A 16,245-nucleotide genomic window follows, 5' to 3' on the forward strand; every position below is an offset into this window, starting at 1 on the left:
GGGAGCAGGGCAGCCCCGGGGCCGCGCCGTGTACCGGCTGACTGAAGACCCGCCGCTGCTCGGTTTCTGCCACCGAACCCTCAGTTGCCGCCACCAAGGCGGCGGATCATCCGGCTCGACAGGTGCGTCCGGCAGCGCCGAGAAGGCGCCGGCCTTTGCATGCCAGCCGCTGAACACGCCACGGAACACCGGGTGGGGTTCGTGCGGCAGAGGACCCCTCGATGAAGCCACTGCGTTCTCCTTCGCTTGCTTCGTTACCGTTAACGTGACCGGTAACGTGATTGTTGCCCAGGGGAGGAGAGTCCGTCAACGCCCACCGCCGGACGGGTGACGGCACGCCAGGCCGGTGAACCTGATTGACTGGGACGCAGGGCGGCACAGGAACAGAAGTGAGTGGGCAGCGTGGCCGGACAGCGGGGTACGGAAGACCAGCGGGCGCGGGGTGCGGGAACCGTCAAGCGCGTCACGCTCCGCGACGTCGCCCAGGCGGCGGGCGTGTCCCACCAGACCGTCTCCCGGGCGATCAACGGCAAGGGGGAGATCGACCCGGCAACACAGCAACGCGTGCTCGATGTCGCAAGGCAGTTGCGGTACCGGCCCAGCCGGTTCGGCCGGGGGCTGGTCCGCCCGGACGTCGTGTCCGTCGGGCTCGTCGTCCCCGACGTGGTCAACCCCTTCTTCCCGGAGTTCGTGGCAGGAGTGATCGCGGCCGCGGACGAACGGGACTGGCAGGTGCTCGTGGCCAGCACCGAGAACGACCGGTCCCGGGAGCTGGCACTGGTCCGCTCACTCGCCCAGCAGGTGGACGCCCTCGTCGGCTACATCAGCCATCCCGACGAGCAGCTCGAGCCGTACTTGGGCGGGACGCCGCTGGTCCTGGTCGATCGCGGGCTGGACTCGTCGAACCACGCGTTGGTCCACATCGACACCGCGACGGGAATCAGGGCCGGGCTGCAGCACCTCATCGACCGTGGTCATCGCAGGATCGGCCTGATCGACTGCGAGTGCCTGAGCGCCCCGCTGGTCCGGCGCCGGACCTTCCTCGAAGTCGCCGGCGAATACGCGCTGCCGGTCGACGAGGACTGGATCGTCATGACCGAGCAGTCCCCGGCCGGGGGCGCCGCCGGGTTCGAGGCGCTGTATGCCGCGCGCCCGGAACTGACCGCTGTGGTCGCCTTCAACGACATGGTGGCGATCGGCGCGCTCCGGGCCGCCCGTCGGCTCGGCGTCCAAGTACCGGAGGACTGCGCACTGGTCGGCTACGACGGACTGAGCGTCGTCGATCTGATCGACCCGCCGCTGACGACCGTCCACCTCGACAAGCGACGCCTGGGCGAACTGGCCATCCACCAGGTCGACCAGCTCCTCGCGGGCGAAATGCCACCCCCTATCTTCCTGACACCGAGCCTGAAAGTCCGCGGCACGACGTGACCCCCGTCGGAAACACCGAAACCCCGGTTCCGCCAAACCTGGCGGAACCGGGGTCTGCCCGCAGCGCCCGGCGCCTAACTCATCGCACCTCCCGCGCATAGGGCGCCACGACGATCCGGTCGATCAGCGGTGCGTAGCGGGAGCGGAGCAGCACTCCCGGGAAGGTGTCGGAGGCGTACGTAGTGCCGTCGAAGTTCGGCAGTTCCTCCGAGCGGAAGGTGACGGTGTTCTGGCCTTTCTCGAGGTGGACCGGGATCGTCAGTTCCCAGAAGTTGTCCTGGTGGAAGGTGTGCGGGAAGCTGACGCGCTGCATCGTGCCGCCGTTGACGGTGATGTCGGCGTGGCGGGCCAGCGGGTCCGGGTTGTAGTGGGTGGCCTCGGACTGTTCGGGGTTCGAGTAGCGGATGCGCAGCGCGTACAGGCCGGGCTTGTCCGCGGTGACGGAGAACGTCGCCGTGTTGCCGTTGCCCGGGTCCCCGCCGATGCCGGTGATCGCCGTACCATCCGTCGCCAGGGGCAGCGAGGTCAGCGTGGCCGAGCCCGCCAGCTTGGCGTCCTGCGCCTCATATGTGCGCGTCTTGAGTGTGCCTTCGGTGGGTGTGACCCTCAGCCGGTCGACGAGGGTGGCGGTTGAACTCCCGGTCAGCGTCACCTTGTTGATGCCGCCCGAGAGGGAGACGGCGACCTTGTGCCTGGCCTTGGTCACGTGCAGGACCTCATGCCCGTTGACCGACAGCCGAGCGTCCGCGGCACCGAGGGTGCCGACGTCGAGGGTGGCCTCGCGGTCGGCGGGGGAGTAGACCCAGAACGTGGCCGTCTGGCCCTTCGCGAGCCGGGCCGCGCCCGAGCCCGTGGCGGGGGCCCCGGCCTCCTTCGGCAGGTCGTAGACGGGCCGCGCCCCGCCACCCAGCCAGGCCAGTTCGCCCTCGTGGACCTCGGTGGCCGCCGACGGGTCCGGCAGGGACAGGGTGAGGCGGTCGACGATGGCGTCGCCCTTGGTGGCGCGCTTGCCGTCGAGGCTCTTCGCGGCGAGCGTCAGGGTGTGCCTGCCCTTCGTGAGCTGCACCTTGGTGTCGGTGTGGTCCCACACCACCCACTTGTAGCCGAGCGGCAGGTACAGCTCCTGCTCGCTGCCCGCCTGCCCGTCCACTCGCAGGAAGACGTTGGTGGGGCCTTGCTCCTTCACCTTGTCGAAGGTGTTGAGGGAGTTGGCGAAGACGCTGAGGTCGTACGTTCCGTCCGCGGGCACGTCCACCGTGAAGTCGAGTGTGACGTCCGAGCCGGTGCGCAGGCCGCCGACGTCGTAGCCGCCGGAGGTGTAGAACTTCGACACGTCGGCCGTCGAGCCCTCGGGGCCGTTCCTGGAGTAGCCGGACCCGGTGTGGGCCGCGTCCTCCGCCTCGTACGACCCCTGCCAGCGAACGGGCGCGGACTGCGTGCCCTTCGCCTGGCCGGCCGGGCTGAGGACGATCTCGTACGCCGAGGACTCCTTCAGCCTCGGCAGCGTGCCCTCGCCGAAGTCCACGACGGCCGCCCCGTCGGCACCGACCTTCAGGTTCGTCTCCGTCAGCAGCTTCGGGCCGGAGTTGTCGCCGATCTGCCCGCTCCAGTCGATCTCCCGCACCCAGGCGTGGACTTGATCCCCGAAGACCTTCTTGGGGATGCCCGCGAAGGTGATGTGGCCCTTGCCGGTCGAGCCGCCGAAGATCAGCCGGGCCTGCTTCTTCTTCTCGTCGAGCGTGGCCACGCCCTGCATGGTGTAGTTCTGGCCGGGGAACGGCGGGGTCACCTGCACGGTGTGCCCGCTCATCGAGGCGTACGAGTGCAGCAGCCACCACTGGCCGTTGCCGCGGTTCGACTGCACCGCGGAGTCGGAGAGGTTGCCGTCGATGTTCCAGTACGCGATGTCGGCGTCCACCTTGGACTCCTCGATCGCGGACACCCACTGGATCATCTGGCCGGGGACGGAGGTGTGGTAGTTGAAGGCGTACTCGTTGATGTTGACGGGGAGCCGGGTCCCTTCGCGGGCGGTTCCCTTGAACAGGTCCTTCTCCCAGGCCCGGTACTTGACCACGCTCTCGCGCACCGCCTCCGGGTGGCTCAGCTCGTGCCAGGTGACGACGTCCGGGAGCGTGCCGGCGGCCAGGGTGTGGGTGAGGAAGCCCTTCACCTGGTCGTAGAGGATGCTGGTGTTGGGGCCCGCGATCCGGGCGTCCGGCATCTTGCCCTTGATGAGCCTGTAGGCGGAGTCCCAGGCGGCGAAGTAGTCCTTGGGGTCGCTCAGCCAGCTGACCTTGTCGTAGCTCCACTCGCCGGTGCCGAACATGTTGCCCTCGGGCTCGTTGAACGGCACGAAGACGATGTTGTCCTGGTACTGCTTGGGCAGCTGCAGCACCTGGTCGACCTGCTTGGCGATCTTCTCCTCGTAGAGCTTGAGCTTCTCCGCGGGGGTGGCGCCGGGCCACTCGTACGGGAAGCCGCGGTGGATGTCCGTCATGTAGATGTACACGTCGCCGTCGGTGGAGTCGGCCAGCGGCTTCACCACGTCCAGCGCGTCGGCGCCGGGGTGCTGCGGACCGTCCTGCGCCTTGGTGGAGACGGTGCGCAGGCCCATGCCCTCGATGAGGTTGTTGGTGGGGACGCCCGGCCCGTACACGCCGTAGAGGGTGCCGGAGGCACCGCCGTGGAACGTGCCGGTGTCCGAGCCGAGGTCGACGGTCAGGGCTCCCTCGCGGACCACGGTCACGGTCGCCTTCACCGCGCGTCCGGCGGCGGTACCGGACACCGCGAAGGTGCCCGGCTGCGCGTACTTCTCGGCCGGTACGGCGTCCCAGGCGACGGGGGTGTCGCGGTCGTAGCCGTCGGAGAAGGAGGAGCGGACGGCCGCGGGCAGGGAGGGGGCCGTCCCGGTCGTCGTACGGACCTCGAAGGAGGTCTGCGAGAGCTGGTCGAGGGTGGGTAGCGTCCCGACCGTGCCGGCCACCTGCTCGGCGGTGAGCGCCGAGTGCCAGACCGTGAAGTCGTCGACCGTGCCCTTGAGCAGCGGGTCCGGGTAGAAGGACTTGCCGATGTAGCCGGCCGCGGTGGCCGAACCGTCCAGCAGATCCTTGGCCCTGACGTTCGTCGCGGCGGAGGAGACCGCCACGCCGTCCAGGTAGGTGGTGACCCGGTGGGCGGCGCTGTCGAGGGTGACGGTGACGGTCCGCCAGCCGTCGGCGGGCAGCGGCGCGTACCCGGAGACCTGTGCCTCCGCACCCCCTCCGCCCGTGGTCACGGCCGTGCGCAGCACACTGCCGTTGTACGGCGTCGTGAACAGGTACTTGCCGGTGTCGGTGCCCAGATCGAAGATCCGCTGCCAGGCCGACTTGTCCCCGCTCCACTTCACCCGGGCCGAGACCGTCAGGTCGCTTGCGTCACCGAGCACTTCGCGGGGGAGGCGGACGTACGCGCCGTCCGAGGTGGGCGCCCCGCCGGGCAGGGACAGCGCCTTGCCGCCGTCCGAGCCTTCCACGGACTGGGCGGTGGAGCCGTTCACCAGGGTCGCCGTCAGCCCGTTGCCGGAGCTGTCGGTGATCTTGCCGGAGGCGAGGTCGTCCTGGTCGAAGGTGTAGTGGGCGGCGGGCCGGGGCGTATCGGCTGCCTGCGCGGGGACGGCCGGTGCGGCCAGCAGGCCCGCACCGAGAGCCACCACCATGGCGGCCGGGGCCCGGCGCCGGGCGGATCTGTCAGCGGATGGCATGGATTGCGTCCTCAATCCTTGTCTGTCGGCGTATCGGCATGCTGCGAACCGGTTCGACTGCCATGCCGCACAGGCAAGGGAGCATGTACAGCCGGCGCGGAAGAGGCGGCTCCGATCGGTCATCGAACCGGTTCGGGGAAGCTAGCACCGGGAATCCCGGCCAGCAATCCCTCCCGCACCAACAAACCCGGACCTTCCGGCGGGCGCGGCAGTGTTGTCAGAGGTGTTGACAGGCGTCCGGTCAGATTCCTACCTTCACTTCACGCGAACCGGTTCGATACCCGACTTGCGAGTACTCTCTCCACGGAGAACTCGAACCGGTTCGCGCAAGGTTCGAGCAGGATTCGAGCGAGGAGGCGCCCGTGAACATCGGAGAGATCGCCCGCCGGGCCGGTGTCTCGCGGAGCACCGTCTCCTACGCACTGAGCGGCAAGCGCCCGGTCTCGGACGACACCCGCCGGAAGATCCAGCAGGTCATCGACGAGCTCGGCTACCGCCCGAACGCCAGCGCCCGCGCCCTCGCCAACGGCCGCACCAGCACCATCGGCCTCGTCTTCCCGCCCGCCGGCAACCACTACACCGGTATGCAGCTCGACTTCATCGGCAGCGTGGTGGAGGCCGCCGCGGCCTACGACTACGACGTACTGCTCTCACCCAGCGGCGTCGACAGCGACCGCTCGTTCCAGCGGCTGCTGGGGGAGCGGCGGGTCGACGGCGCAATCCTGATGGAGATCAGGCTCGAGGACGACCGGGTCGACCACCTGGCCGAGTTGGGCTTCCCCTCCGTCGCCATCGGCCGTACCGCCCACCCGGAAGGCGGCTGGTGGGTCGGCCTGGACCACACCGCGCTGGCGGCGGCGTGCGTCCACCACCTGGCGGACCTCGGCCACCGTCGGATCGCCTTCGTCAACCGTCCCGAGCAACTGCTGCGGGCCGGATACGAGTCCGCACACCGCGGCCTGGACGGCTTCACCAAGGCCGCGGCCGAACGCGGGCTGACCGTGCGGACGTACTGCTGCGGGGACGACGCCGCCTCCGGCGAGGCCTGCCTGCAACAGATCCTGCACGACGACCCGGCCACCACCGGCCTGGTCACCTTGAACGAGGCCGCTCTCGGCGGCCTGTACCGGGGGCTCGCCCAGGCGGGCCGCCATGTGCCGCGCGACTTCTCCGTCACCGGGGTCGTGGCCGGCCGCTGGGCGGAGACGGTGACCCCGCAGCTCACCGCCGCCGACGTACCGGCGGAGGAGATGGGCCGGCGAGCCGTCGACCTGCTCGTGGAACGGCTCGACCACCCCGACGCCCCGCCCCGCCACCACCTCCTCGCACCGCCGATCTCCCTGCGGGCCAGCACCGGGCCGGCCGGGACCGTCACCGCGCCCTGACCACGCCCGCGCAGTACTCCTCAACTCCTTTCATCTCACCGGCCGTTCGCACCGCCCGACACTGCGCCGTTCGTCGTGCCCGCCTGTCCTCGTGCTGCCGGGACAGGCCTTGCGCCACCCCTGCCCTCGGCACCCGCATGCCCAGAACAAAGGAACCCTCGCCATGAACAGCTCCTCCAGACAGCGCCGTCTGACCGCCGCGGCCGTGACCGCGCTCGCCGTGGCCGTCTCCGCCACCGCCTGCTCCTCCGGCTCGGGCAGCACCGACACCAAGGGCGCCGGCGGCGGCACGTACACGATCTGGGACCCGTACCCGCAGTTCGACAAGAGCTCGGACTGGGCGAAGCTGCTCGACCAGTGCGGCACCAAGGCCGGAGTGAAGGTCAAGCGGACCGCCTTCGACACCAGCGACCTGGGCAACAAGACGCTGCTGGCCGCGCAGCAGGGAAACTCGCCGGACGTCCTGATCGTCGACAACCCGGTGGTGTCCACCCTCGCGGAGGCGGGCGTGCTCACCACGACCGACGACAACAAGCTGGACACCTCGAAGGTCGACCCCAACCTGCTCGCGGCCGGCCAGTCGGGCGGCAAGACCTACGGCACGCCGATCGGCGCCAACACCCTGGCCCTCTACTACAACAAGGCGGTGCTGAAGAAGGCCGGCGTGGACGTCGCCTCGATCAAGGACTGGACGTCGCTCACGGCGGCCCTCGCGAAGGTCAAGCAGGCCGGCAAGAAGGGCATCACCTTCTCCGCGATCGGCACCGAGGAGGGCAGCTTCCAGTTCCTGCCCTGGTTCTGGGGCTCGGGCGCCAAGCTGACCGCACTCGACTCCTCCCAGGCCGTGTCCGCGCTCTCCCTCTGGAAGGACTGGCTCAAGCAGGGCTACGCCCCCAACTCGGTCCTCAACAACACCCAGACCACCAGCTGGCAGGAGTTCGCCAGCGGTGACTACGCGTTCAGCGAGAACGGCACCTGGCAGCTCGCCAACGCCAAGAAGGCCGGTTTCGACTACGGCGTCCTGCCCATCCCCGCGGCCACGGGCGGCAGCGCGGCGGCCCCGACCGGCGGCGAGTTCGTCACCGTCCCGGTCCAGAAGGACAGTGGCCGCTACGCCACCTCCCAGAAGCTGGTGACCTGTCTGACCAGCGGCGACAACCTCTACAACACCGACACCACGCTGTCCTACGTGGCCCCCACCAGCGAGGTCCAGTCCAAGCAGGTGGCCGCGAACGCCGATCTGAAGCCGTGGGTCGACGCCGTCAAGGCCGCCAAGGGCCGCACCAGTGACGACCTGGGCACCAAGTACCCCAAGATCTCCGAGCAGCTGTGGAAGGCCGTCCAGTCCGCCCTCAGCGGCTCCAAGTCGCCCAAGGACGCGCTGAGTTCGGCGCAGGCCGCGGCCAAGTGACATGAGCCCCATGAAGCAGCTGAAGCAGACGACCCGTCCGCCGGACCCCCGGGCCGCGGACGACCGGAACGGGGCGGCCACAGCCGCCCCGCCCCCGGCCCGCACCGGCAAGCGCCGCCGGCCCGCCTCCACCCAGTGGGCGGCCTGGGGATTCCTCGCCCCGGTGACCCTCTACCTCGCCCTCTTCTACGCCTATCCGCTCTACCGCAACATCGACCTCAGCCTGCGCAACTACACCGTCCGCTCCTTCGTCCAGGGCGACGCCCCCTTCACCGGCCTCGCCAACTACCGCACCGTCTTCGACAACCCCACCTTCGCCCCGGCCCTGCTGCACACCGCGCTCTTCACCGCCGTCTGCCTGGTCTTCCAGTACGCCATCGGGCTCGCCCTCGCGGTCTTCTTCAACCAGCACTTCCGGCTCTCCGCGACCCTGCGCGCCCTGTTCCTCGTACCGTGGCTGCTGCCGCTGATCGTGTCGGCGTCCACCTGGTCATGGATGCTCAACACCGACTCCGGCATCGTCAACGCCGCCCTGCACGCCGTCGGCATCGACCCCGTGAACTGGCTGACCTCGCCGTCCTGGTCACTGACCTCAGTGATCATCGCCAACATCTGGATCGGCGTCCCGTTCAACCTGGTCGTGCTCCACAGCGGTCTGCAGTCCATCCCGGCCGGCCTGTACGAGGCCGCCGCGCTGGACGGGGCGGGTGCCTGGCGGCGGTTCTGGAGCATCACCTTCCCACTGCTGCGCCCGGTGTCCGCGATCACCCTGCTGCTCGGGCTGGTCTACACGCTCAAGGTCTTCGACATCATCTGGATCATGACCAAGGGCGGCCCGGCAGACTCCTCCACCACCTTCGCCACCTGGTCGTACCAGCTCGGCTTCGGCAACCTCCTGCCGGCCTTCGGCCCGGGCGCGGCCGTCGGCAACCTGCTCGTGGTCGCCGCGCTCGTCTTCGGCCTGGTCTACGTCCGGGTGCAGAGAAAGCAGGCCCTGTCATGAGCCGCATCCGCAGGCGTACGTGGGTGAAGACCACGATCGGTGTCGTACTGACCGCGATCATGCTCTTCCCGGTGTACTGGATGCTCAACGTGTCCCTCACCCGCGACCAGGACATGCGCAAGAGCCCACCGGACCTGCTGCCCCTGCACGGCACCCTGGCCGGCTACCGCACCGTCCTCGACGAGCAGTTGCCCTACCTCGGCACCAGCCTCGTCATCGGCCTGGGCACCGTCCTGCTGACCGTACTGTTGTCCGCCCCCGCCGGCTACGCACTGGCCAAGCTGCGCCCGCGCGGCGGCGGCATCCTCAGCTTCGTGCTGCTGGCCGCGCAGATGATCCCCGGCATCATCATGGCGATGGGCTTCTACGCCATCTACCTCCAACTCGGGCTGCTGCAGTCCGTTCCCGGCCTGATCGTCGCCGACTCCACCCTGGCCGTCCCGTTCGCGGTGCTGATCTTCACGGCGTTCATGTCCGGCATCCCCGGCGAACTCCTCCAGGCCGCGCAGATGGACGGGGCGATGGCGCTGCGGACCTTCTGGTCCGTGGTGCTGCCGATGAGCCGCAACGCCGTCGTCACGGTGTCCCTGTTCGCCTTCCTGTGGTCCTGGTCCGACTTCGTCTTCGCCAGCACCCTGGTCAACGGCGGCGCCCACGAGCCGATCACCCTCGGCATCTACCACTACATCGGCAACAACAACCAGCAGTGGAACGCCATCATGGCCACCGCCGTCGTGGCCTCGCTGCCGGCCGCGGTGATTCTTGTTCTCGCCCAGCGGTACGTCGCGGCCGGCGTCGCCGCCGGTGCGGTGAAGGACTGAGCCGCCCAGTACTGGGATTGCTGTCGGTTGTCTGCGGCTTCGTCGTGGCTGGTCGCGCCCACGCGGCGGTAGCCGCACATCAGACACAGCCCCGCGCCCCTTGAGGGCGGTGGCGCTCCTGCTGGTCTGCTCAGTGCCCCCGTTTGTCGCCCCTGCTCCAGAAACGAGTCACGCCACATGACCGCCGCCCCTACCGGCCCGGCCTTTTCCGTCCATGACATTCCGTTCAGCACCCGCGGATCCTGGTTCGACATCTCGCCCGTGATCGCGGAGAAGACGTACGCCGAGGATCTCCACCTCGTCTCGCACCAGAACGGTATGCACGGTGTCCTGCGCCTGGTCCCCGTGAACCCGGCGATCAGCGACCGCGCCGAGACCCGCGTCGAGGCGACGCCGGGCCTGCTCAGCTGGATCGGTGAGAGCGGGCGTGTCGACCTCGCCTACGAGTCGCCGGACACCGTACGGCTGCGGGGGAGCGGCCTGGGCATCGGCGTCCACGCCGCCGCGCAGGCACTGACCCCGTTCAGCGGGACGTACTTCTTCCACGATCCGGCGGCGGGCGCGCACGTGTTCACGTCGTACGAGACCGGTCGCCGCTACCGCATGACCGTGCTGTCCGGCACCCTCACGGAGGCGGTCGGAGCCCAGGCCCTGGGCAGCGCCGACCGCGGTCTGGCCATCACCGAGGACGTGGGCGGCAGTTGGGAGATCACTGTCGAGGAACTCGACACCGCCCGCCCGCCGTACGAGTCCTCGGCGACCTTCGACGAGATCGTGGAGAGCGCACGGCGCGCGTTCGCGGACTTCGTCGACGCGGTGGCCCCCTGGCGCTCGTCCGCCACCCCCGCCGCCGAACTCGCGGCCTACGTGGTCTGGTCGGCGACGGTACGGCCCACGGGCCTGGTCACCCGGCCCGCCGTGCTGATGTCCAAGCACTGGATGGACAAGGTCTGGAGCTGGGACCACTGCTTCAACGCCCTTGCCTTGGCGCCGGGTTCGCCGGAACTTGCGCTGGATCAGTTCCATCTCCCCTTCGACCACCAGGACGCCGCAGGCGCCCTGCCCGACTCGGTCACCCACTCCGAGGTCCTTCACAACTTCGTCAAGCCCCCCATCCACGGCTGGGCCTTCGGCCACCTGCGCCGCCGTCTGCCGACACCTCCCGACCGGGCTCAACTGGCCCAGGCGTACGCCCGGTTGGAGCGCTGGACGAACTTCTGGCTCACCGCACGTCGAGCCCCCGGCGCCGAGCTGCCCTACTACCAGCACGGCAACGACAGCGGCTGGGACAACGCCACCACCTTCGACCCGGAGCGGGTGGTCGTCACCGCCGACCTGGCCGCCTTCCTCGTCCTCCAGCTGCACGAACTCGCCGGACTGGCCGAGGAGTTGGGTGAGGCGGATGCGGCGCTCCGATGGACGGCCGCCGCCGAGGAGACACAGACGGCGCTGCTCGACCAGCTGTGGACCGGCGAACGGTTCGTCGCCCGGGGAGCCGCCGGCGGGGACACCTGGGGCAGCGCGAGTCTCCTCGACCTGATGCCCATCGTGCTGGGCGAGCACCTGCCCGGTGAGATCAGCAGCGCACTGGCCGACCACATCAAGGCGCACCTCACCCCGTACGGCCTCGCCACCGAACTGACCACCTCCCCGCACTACCTCGCCGACGGCTACTGGCGCGGCCCCATCTGGGCCCCGGCCACCGTCCTGGTCGAGGACGGCCTGCGCCGCGCCGGCCACCACCGGCTGGCCGACGACGTCAGCGCGCGCTTCCGCGCCCTGTGCGAGACCCACGGCTTCGCCGAGAACTTCGACGCCCTCACCGGAACGGGCCTGCGCGACCGGGCCTACACCTGGACCGCCAGCAGCTACCTCCTGCTGGCCGAAGCACACGCACACCGGGGCAGCCGCTGACCGGCCGCCTTCCGCGAACTCCGGGGCCGTTCAGTCCCCGGTCCTTCCCCCCCCACCCTGTTAGGAGCCGCACAATGAAGTCGCTCTCCGCACCGTCCGGACGCGCACGGCGCACCAGACGCCGAGCCATCGCGTCACGCCGAGCCATCTCGTCCGCGGCCGTCCTCCTGGCCACTCTGGCCGCCACCCTGGTACCTGCCGGTCCGTCGCAGGCCGCGGACACCACCGTCGCCGTCGACTTCTCCGTCGCCGGAGGCGCCCCCACCTACCGAGCCTCGGGCACCCTGTACGGGATGACCCCCGACGGGTCGCTGCCGCCGGACCACTTCTTCAAGGACATCAAGTGGCACTTCGAGCGGGCCGGCGGCGCCCAGCTCAACGGTGGCGGCTACGCCACCAGCCTCGCCGACTACCAGACCCGCTGGAACGCCACCCTCGCCCAGTACAAGCGCACCAAGGCGCTCGGCGGCACGTTCGTCATCCTGCCGCACGACCTGTGGGGCGCCGACGGCACCACCAGCCAGGGCTTTCCCGGCGACAACGGCAACTGGACGCTGTTCGACAACTTCGTCCACCAGCTCATCTCCGACGTCAAGGCCAACAACATGACGGTGGAATGGGACCTCTGGAACGAGCCGGAGCTCAGCGGCTTCTGGGGTCGGTCCCAGAGCCAGTACCTGCAGATGTGGTCCCGCTTCCACGCCGCCGTGCGGGCCGACCTCCCCGGTCAGCTCATCGTCGGCCCCAGCATGGCCAACCCGCCCAGCTCCTCCAACACCTGGTGGACCACCTACCTGAACTACGTCAAGGTCAACAACGTCGCCCCCGACATCTACAGCTGGCATGCCATTCCGCACGACCCCGTCCCGGCCGTCGCCAACGCCAACTCGACCATCGCCGCCGCGGGCCTGACCAACACCCGCCCGTACCAGATCAATGAGTACGCCGGGCGCGAGCAGCAGAACCCCGGTGGCGGCGGCTGGTTCATCAGCCGCCTGGAGCGGGCCGGCGCCGACGGTCTGCGCTCCAACTGGGGAGGGGGCCCCAGCCTGCACGACTACGCGGCCGGCCTGCTCACCAAGAACAGCTCCGGCCAGTACCTGCCGCTCGGAGAGTGGTTCCTGTACCGGTACTACGGCTCCCAGACCGGAAACATCGTGAACCTCACGCCCGGTACGAACACCGACGGGCTGGCGACGAAGGACAACTCCGCGCGGAACGCGAAGATCCTTCTCGGGAGCAACGGCAACACGGGCAACGTCACCGTCAGCCTCAACCGTCTCGACACCACCTCGGTCGTGGAGAACAGCCGGGTGCGCGCGATAGTCCAGCGCATACCGAACAACGGCGGCGGCGCGGTGACGAGTCCGGTGACGGTCTTGGACCAGACCCTGACGGTCAACGGGAACTCGGCCTCGGTGAGCGTGCCGTGGACGGACTCCGCGGACGGCTACACGGTCACGCTGCTGCCGCCGTCGAACACCACCGTCTCCACCGTCGCGGTGGCCCAGCACAGTGGCCAGTGCCTGGACGACACCAACCTCAGCACCGCCGACGGCACGCAGTACCAGCAGTACTCCTGCGAGGGCGGCTACCAGCAGATGCTGGACTTCAAGCCGGTCGCCGGACGGGCGAACACCTACACGATCGTGGATGAGCACAGCGGCAAGTGCCTGGACGTCTCGGGTGCCTCCACGGCCGACGGCGCCGCCGTCATCCAGTGGACCTGCAGCGGCACCACGAACCAGATGTTCACCCTCAACCCGGTGACCGCGCTCGGCAACAGCAAGGACTACCAGCTGGTCGCGGTGCACAGCGGCAAGTGCGTCGACGTCAGCGGGGTCTCCACCACGCCCGGCGCGGTGATCCACCAGTGGACCTGTGACCCGGCGAGCGCGCTGAACAACAAGAGGAACCAGATCTGGCGGCTCCTCGGCAAGAGCTGACGACGCTTCACAGACGTGCGGCCGTCCGGTGTCGCCGCCGGACGGCCACCCGTGCTGTGCGCAGGGCGCCGAGGCCGGGCGCGCACCACTCGTGGAGCACACCGACTGCTCCGAACGGCTGATCTCCCGCCGCCGGCCGGGCTCATACGACGCAAAGTGATTGTCCTGCCGCCGTGATCCGACTGAGCTGGTCATGCCTGAAACGCTCGTGCACTCACCTCGAGGAAGGCGAAGATGACCCGTTCGACCGCGGTCCCGCGCCCGATCCGTCCGCTCCGAGCGCTGCGGCTCGTCACCGTCGTGCTGTATCTGGTGGCCGCTCTCCTCGTCGGCGGTGCGGCACCGGCCGCCGCACTGACCAAGCCCGTCGTCAACGGGCCCGTGTTCAACGACCCCCTGGGTACGCCGGCGCAGCAGGGCGCGATCTTCACCCAGCTCATCCGGCTGATCGACGCGACGCCCGCCGGAGCGACGATCCGCGGCTCGATGCACGAGTTCCAGGACCAGGACGTCGCCGACGCGCTGCTCGCCGCCCACCGGCGCGGCGTGAACGTCAGGATCATCGTCGACGACTCGACCTATGTGGACGGTGACAGCAAGGAGTTCCCCAATCCGGCCTTCCGGTCGCTGCGGGCGGGGCTCGGAACCAACGACGCCGCCCGCTCCTGGATCGTCGTCTGCGACGACAGGTTCGAGGATCAGGACGGCGTGGACGACGTCGAGCGCGGCTGTCTGAGCGTCGCCCCGCCCGAGCCCGCCTACAACCACAACAAGTTCTTCATCTTCTCGAGGATCGGACCCTTCGACGACGGCACCAGCTACTCGAAGGTGGTCTTCCAGACCTCCTCGAACCTCTCCGACTGGTACAAGGTCGAGTCCTTCAACGACTCCGTGACCTTCGCGAACGCCGCCGTGTACGACGGCTACGCCTCGTACCACGAGAAGCAGCGCACCGCGCGCGCCCGCCCAGGCGGCGACAACCACGTGTACTTCTCCACCCCGACCGGCTCGGCCTACCGCGGCTTCTTCTTCCCGCGCGGTGACTCCTCGTACAACAACCCGGCCACCGACACCATCGTCAACTCGCTGGACGAGGTCGCCTGCCGCTACACCGGCACGGACGGGAAACGGCACCAGACCGACATCCGCATCGTGATGCACAGCTTCCAGGGCTCGCGCGTCCAGGTCGCCGACAAGCTGGCTCAGCTACGGGGCAGGGGCTGCTGGATCGACATCGTCTACGCCGAGAGCGACAGCAGGATCACCGGCAAACTGACCAACGCCGGTATCCAGCACCGCAGATGCCGTATCCCCCACGGCCCGGGAATCGACGTCCGCCCGCACAACAAGGAGATCCTGATCGACGGCTCCTTCGGCGGCGACATCACACCGCGCGTCTACACGGGCAGCGCCAACCTGACCGGCTCGTCGCTGCGCTCGGCGGACGAGGCGATCGTGCGGATCGCCAGTGCGTCGTACCACGCCAAATACCTGAGCACGTTCTACAAGATCCGCTCAGCCTGCGGCGGTTGACGGGCCCCGTTGCCACCCCTTCTCGGCCGTCATCCACCGCCGTCGAGGTCCGTCCGCTGCCGGAGCACGCGTAGCTCGTGGCCGACGAGCTGCATCTCGTACAGCTTCCCGCGGGCGTTCTCGAACGGGCGGTGAAGGACCATCATCAGCCGGCCGTCGAAGGTGTGGAACAGCATGCCGTGACCGCTGTCGTCCCGGACCAGCGGCCGGTGCTGCCGCCAGGGCCCGGTGATCTCGCCGGACTCGGAGACGGCGTAGGTCTGCACATAGCCGCCGCTGACGGTGCCGTCCTTGCCGACCAGGTTCTTCTCGTACGTCGACCACAGCATGAGCAGCGATCCGTCGGGCGCGGGGTGCAGCTGGGGGCCGTCGGTGATGTAGGGCGGGAGCTGGGCCGGGACGCCGGCGGGGATCTGCTCGCCGAGCCAGAACGCGTCCGAGCCCTTGAACAGGAAGACCGGATCTCCGACGGTTCCCGCCAGGTCCGGGGTCAGCCGGACCGCCTCCATGGTTCCGTCGATGGTCTGCAGCCACTCGTGCGCGTACACCATCCAGGGCTGACCGGACCGGTCGACGTGGAGGGTGCCGTCGAGGGTCATCAGGTTCTCGGGCGGGGTGGGCCGGGCGGGCTCGACGGCGGTGAACGGACCCAGCAGCGAGTCGGACACGGCGGTGATGGTGCCGCGCATGTAGTTGCGGAGCTGGAACGGTGTGCCCCATTGGTTGGCCGGGGGCACCGGGAGGGGCCGGTCCTCGTTGTGGAGGGTGGTGAACAGGTAGTACCTGCCGTCCAGTTCGTGGACCTCCGGCGCCCACGCGCCGTCCGTCGCCCAGCTGCCGCTCTGGTTGCCGGCGAGGAAGACCACGACCGGTCGCGTCCAGTCGCGCAGGTCGTGGCTGCGGTAGACCATCGTGCCGGTGCCGTCCACGCCCGATACGGACGGCTCGTTGGAGGTGTAGAGGTAGTACGTGCCAGTCGCCCTGTCGGCGACGATGAACGGATCGTGCAACGGCATGTCGGGAAGCTGCATCAGCTCGTTCTCGGCCACCGCCGAAGAATAC

The 16,245-nt window shown here is 69.2% G+C and carries 10 protein-coding genes; 8 read left to right on the plus strand and 2 right to left on the minus strand.

Translation table 11 applies throughout. The features are described from left to right. Positions 1-402 precede the first annotated feature (402 nt). Entirely contained in the window at positions 403-1,431 is a 1,029-nt protein-coding gene (locus ACIBW9_RS17725) for a LacI family DNA-binding transcriptional regulator (RefSeq protein WP_398955921.1), read from the plus strand. Between the two features lie 79 nt (positions 1,432-1,510). Here the strand turns inward: ACIBW9_RS17725 and ACIBW9_RS17730 are convergent, their stop codons facing one another. Next, entirely contained in the window at positions 1,511-5,125 is a 3,615-nt protein-coding gene (locus ACIBW9_RS17730) for a LamG-like jellyroll fold domain-containing protein (protein WP_398956483.1), read from the minus strand. Between the two features lie 407 nt (positions 5,126-5,532). On the opposite strand from ACIBW9_RS17730, the gene ACIBW9_RS17735 reads away from it, so the two are divergent. From ACIBW9_RS17735 to ACIBW9_RS17765, 7 genes are all read left to right on the plus strand, one after another. Then, the gene (locus ACIBW9_RS17735) at positions 5,533-6,555 is read left to right on the plus strand and encodes a LacI family DNA-binding transcriptional regulator (RefSeq protein WP_398955923.1); all 1,023 of its coding nucleotides are present in this window, start codon (positions 5,533-5,535) and stop codon (positions 6,553-6,555) included. Between the two features lie 163 nt (positions 6,556-6,718). Further along, complete coding sequence (locus ACIBW9_RS17740) at positions 6,719-7,966, plus strand: extracellular solute-binding protein (protein WP_398955925.1); 1,248 nt, start codon at positions 6,719-6,721, stop codon at positions 7,964-7,966. Positions 7,967-7,976: 10 nt separating this feature from the next. After that, the gene (locus ACIBW9_RS17745; protein WP_398955927.1) at positions 7,977-8,969 is read left to right on the plus strand and encodes a carbohydrate ABC transporter permease; all 993 of its coding nucleotides are present in this window, start codon (positions 7,977-7,979) and stop codon (positions 8,967-8,969) included. Beyond that, positions 8,966-9,790 (plus strand): carbohydrate ABC transporter permease, encoded by an 825-nt coding sequence (locus ACIBW9_RS17750; RefSeq protein ID WP_398955929.1) that lies wholly within the window; start codon positions 8,966-8,968, stop codon positions 9,788-9,790. The genes ACIBW9_RS17745 and ACIBW9_RS17750 overlap by 4 nt, the downstream gene beginning before the upstream one ends. A 177-nt stretch (positions 9,791-9,967) precedes the next feature. Beyond that, complete coding sequence (locus ACIBW9_RS17755) at positions 9,968-11,704, plus strand: amylo-alpha-1,6-glucosidase (RefSeq protein ID WP_398955931.1); 1,737 nt, start codon at positions 9,968-9,970, stop codon at positions 11,702-11,704. 74 nt (positions 11,705-11,778) lie between these two features. Then, positions 11,779-13,650 carry an RICIN domain-containing protein gene (locus ACIBW9_RS17760; protein ID WP_398955933.1) on the plus strand — a complete coding sequence of 624 codons (1,872 nt, stop codon included), beginning with the start codon at positions 11,779-11,781 and terminating at the stop codon, positions 13,648-13,650. Between the two features lie 234 nt (positions 13,651-13,884). Continuing rightward, complete coding sequence (locus ACIBW9_RS17765; RefSeq protein WP_398955935.1) at positions 13,885-15,183, plus strand: phosphatidylserine/phosphatidylglycerophosphate/cardiolipin synthase family protein; 1,299 nt, start codon at positions 13,885-13,887, stop codon at positions 15,181-15,183. Between the two features lie 29 nt (positions 15,184-15,212). Here the strand turns inward: ACIBW9_RS17765 and ACIBW9_RS17770 are convergent, their stop codons facing one another. After that, positions 15,213-16,214, minus strand: coding sequence for a glycoside hydrolase family 43 protein (locus tag ACIBW9_RS17770; protein WP_398956485.1), 1,002 nt, complete (start codon positions 16,212-16,214; stop codon positions 15,213-15,215). Positions 16,215-16,245: the final 31 nt, after the last annotated feature.

It is taken from the genome of Streptomyces sp. NPDC049541 (genome assembly GCF_044465725.1).
GTDB lineage: Bacteria > Actinomycetota > Actinomycetes > Streptomycetales > Streptomycetaceae > Streptomyces.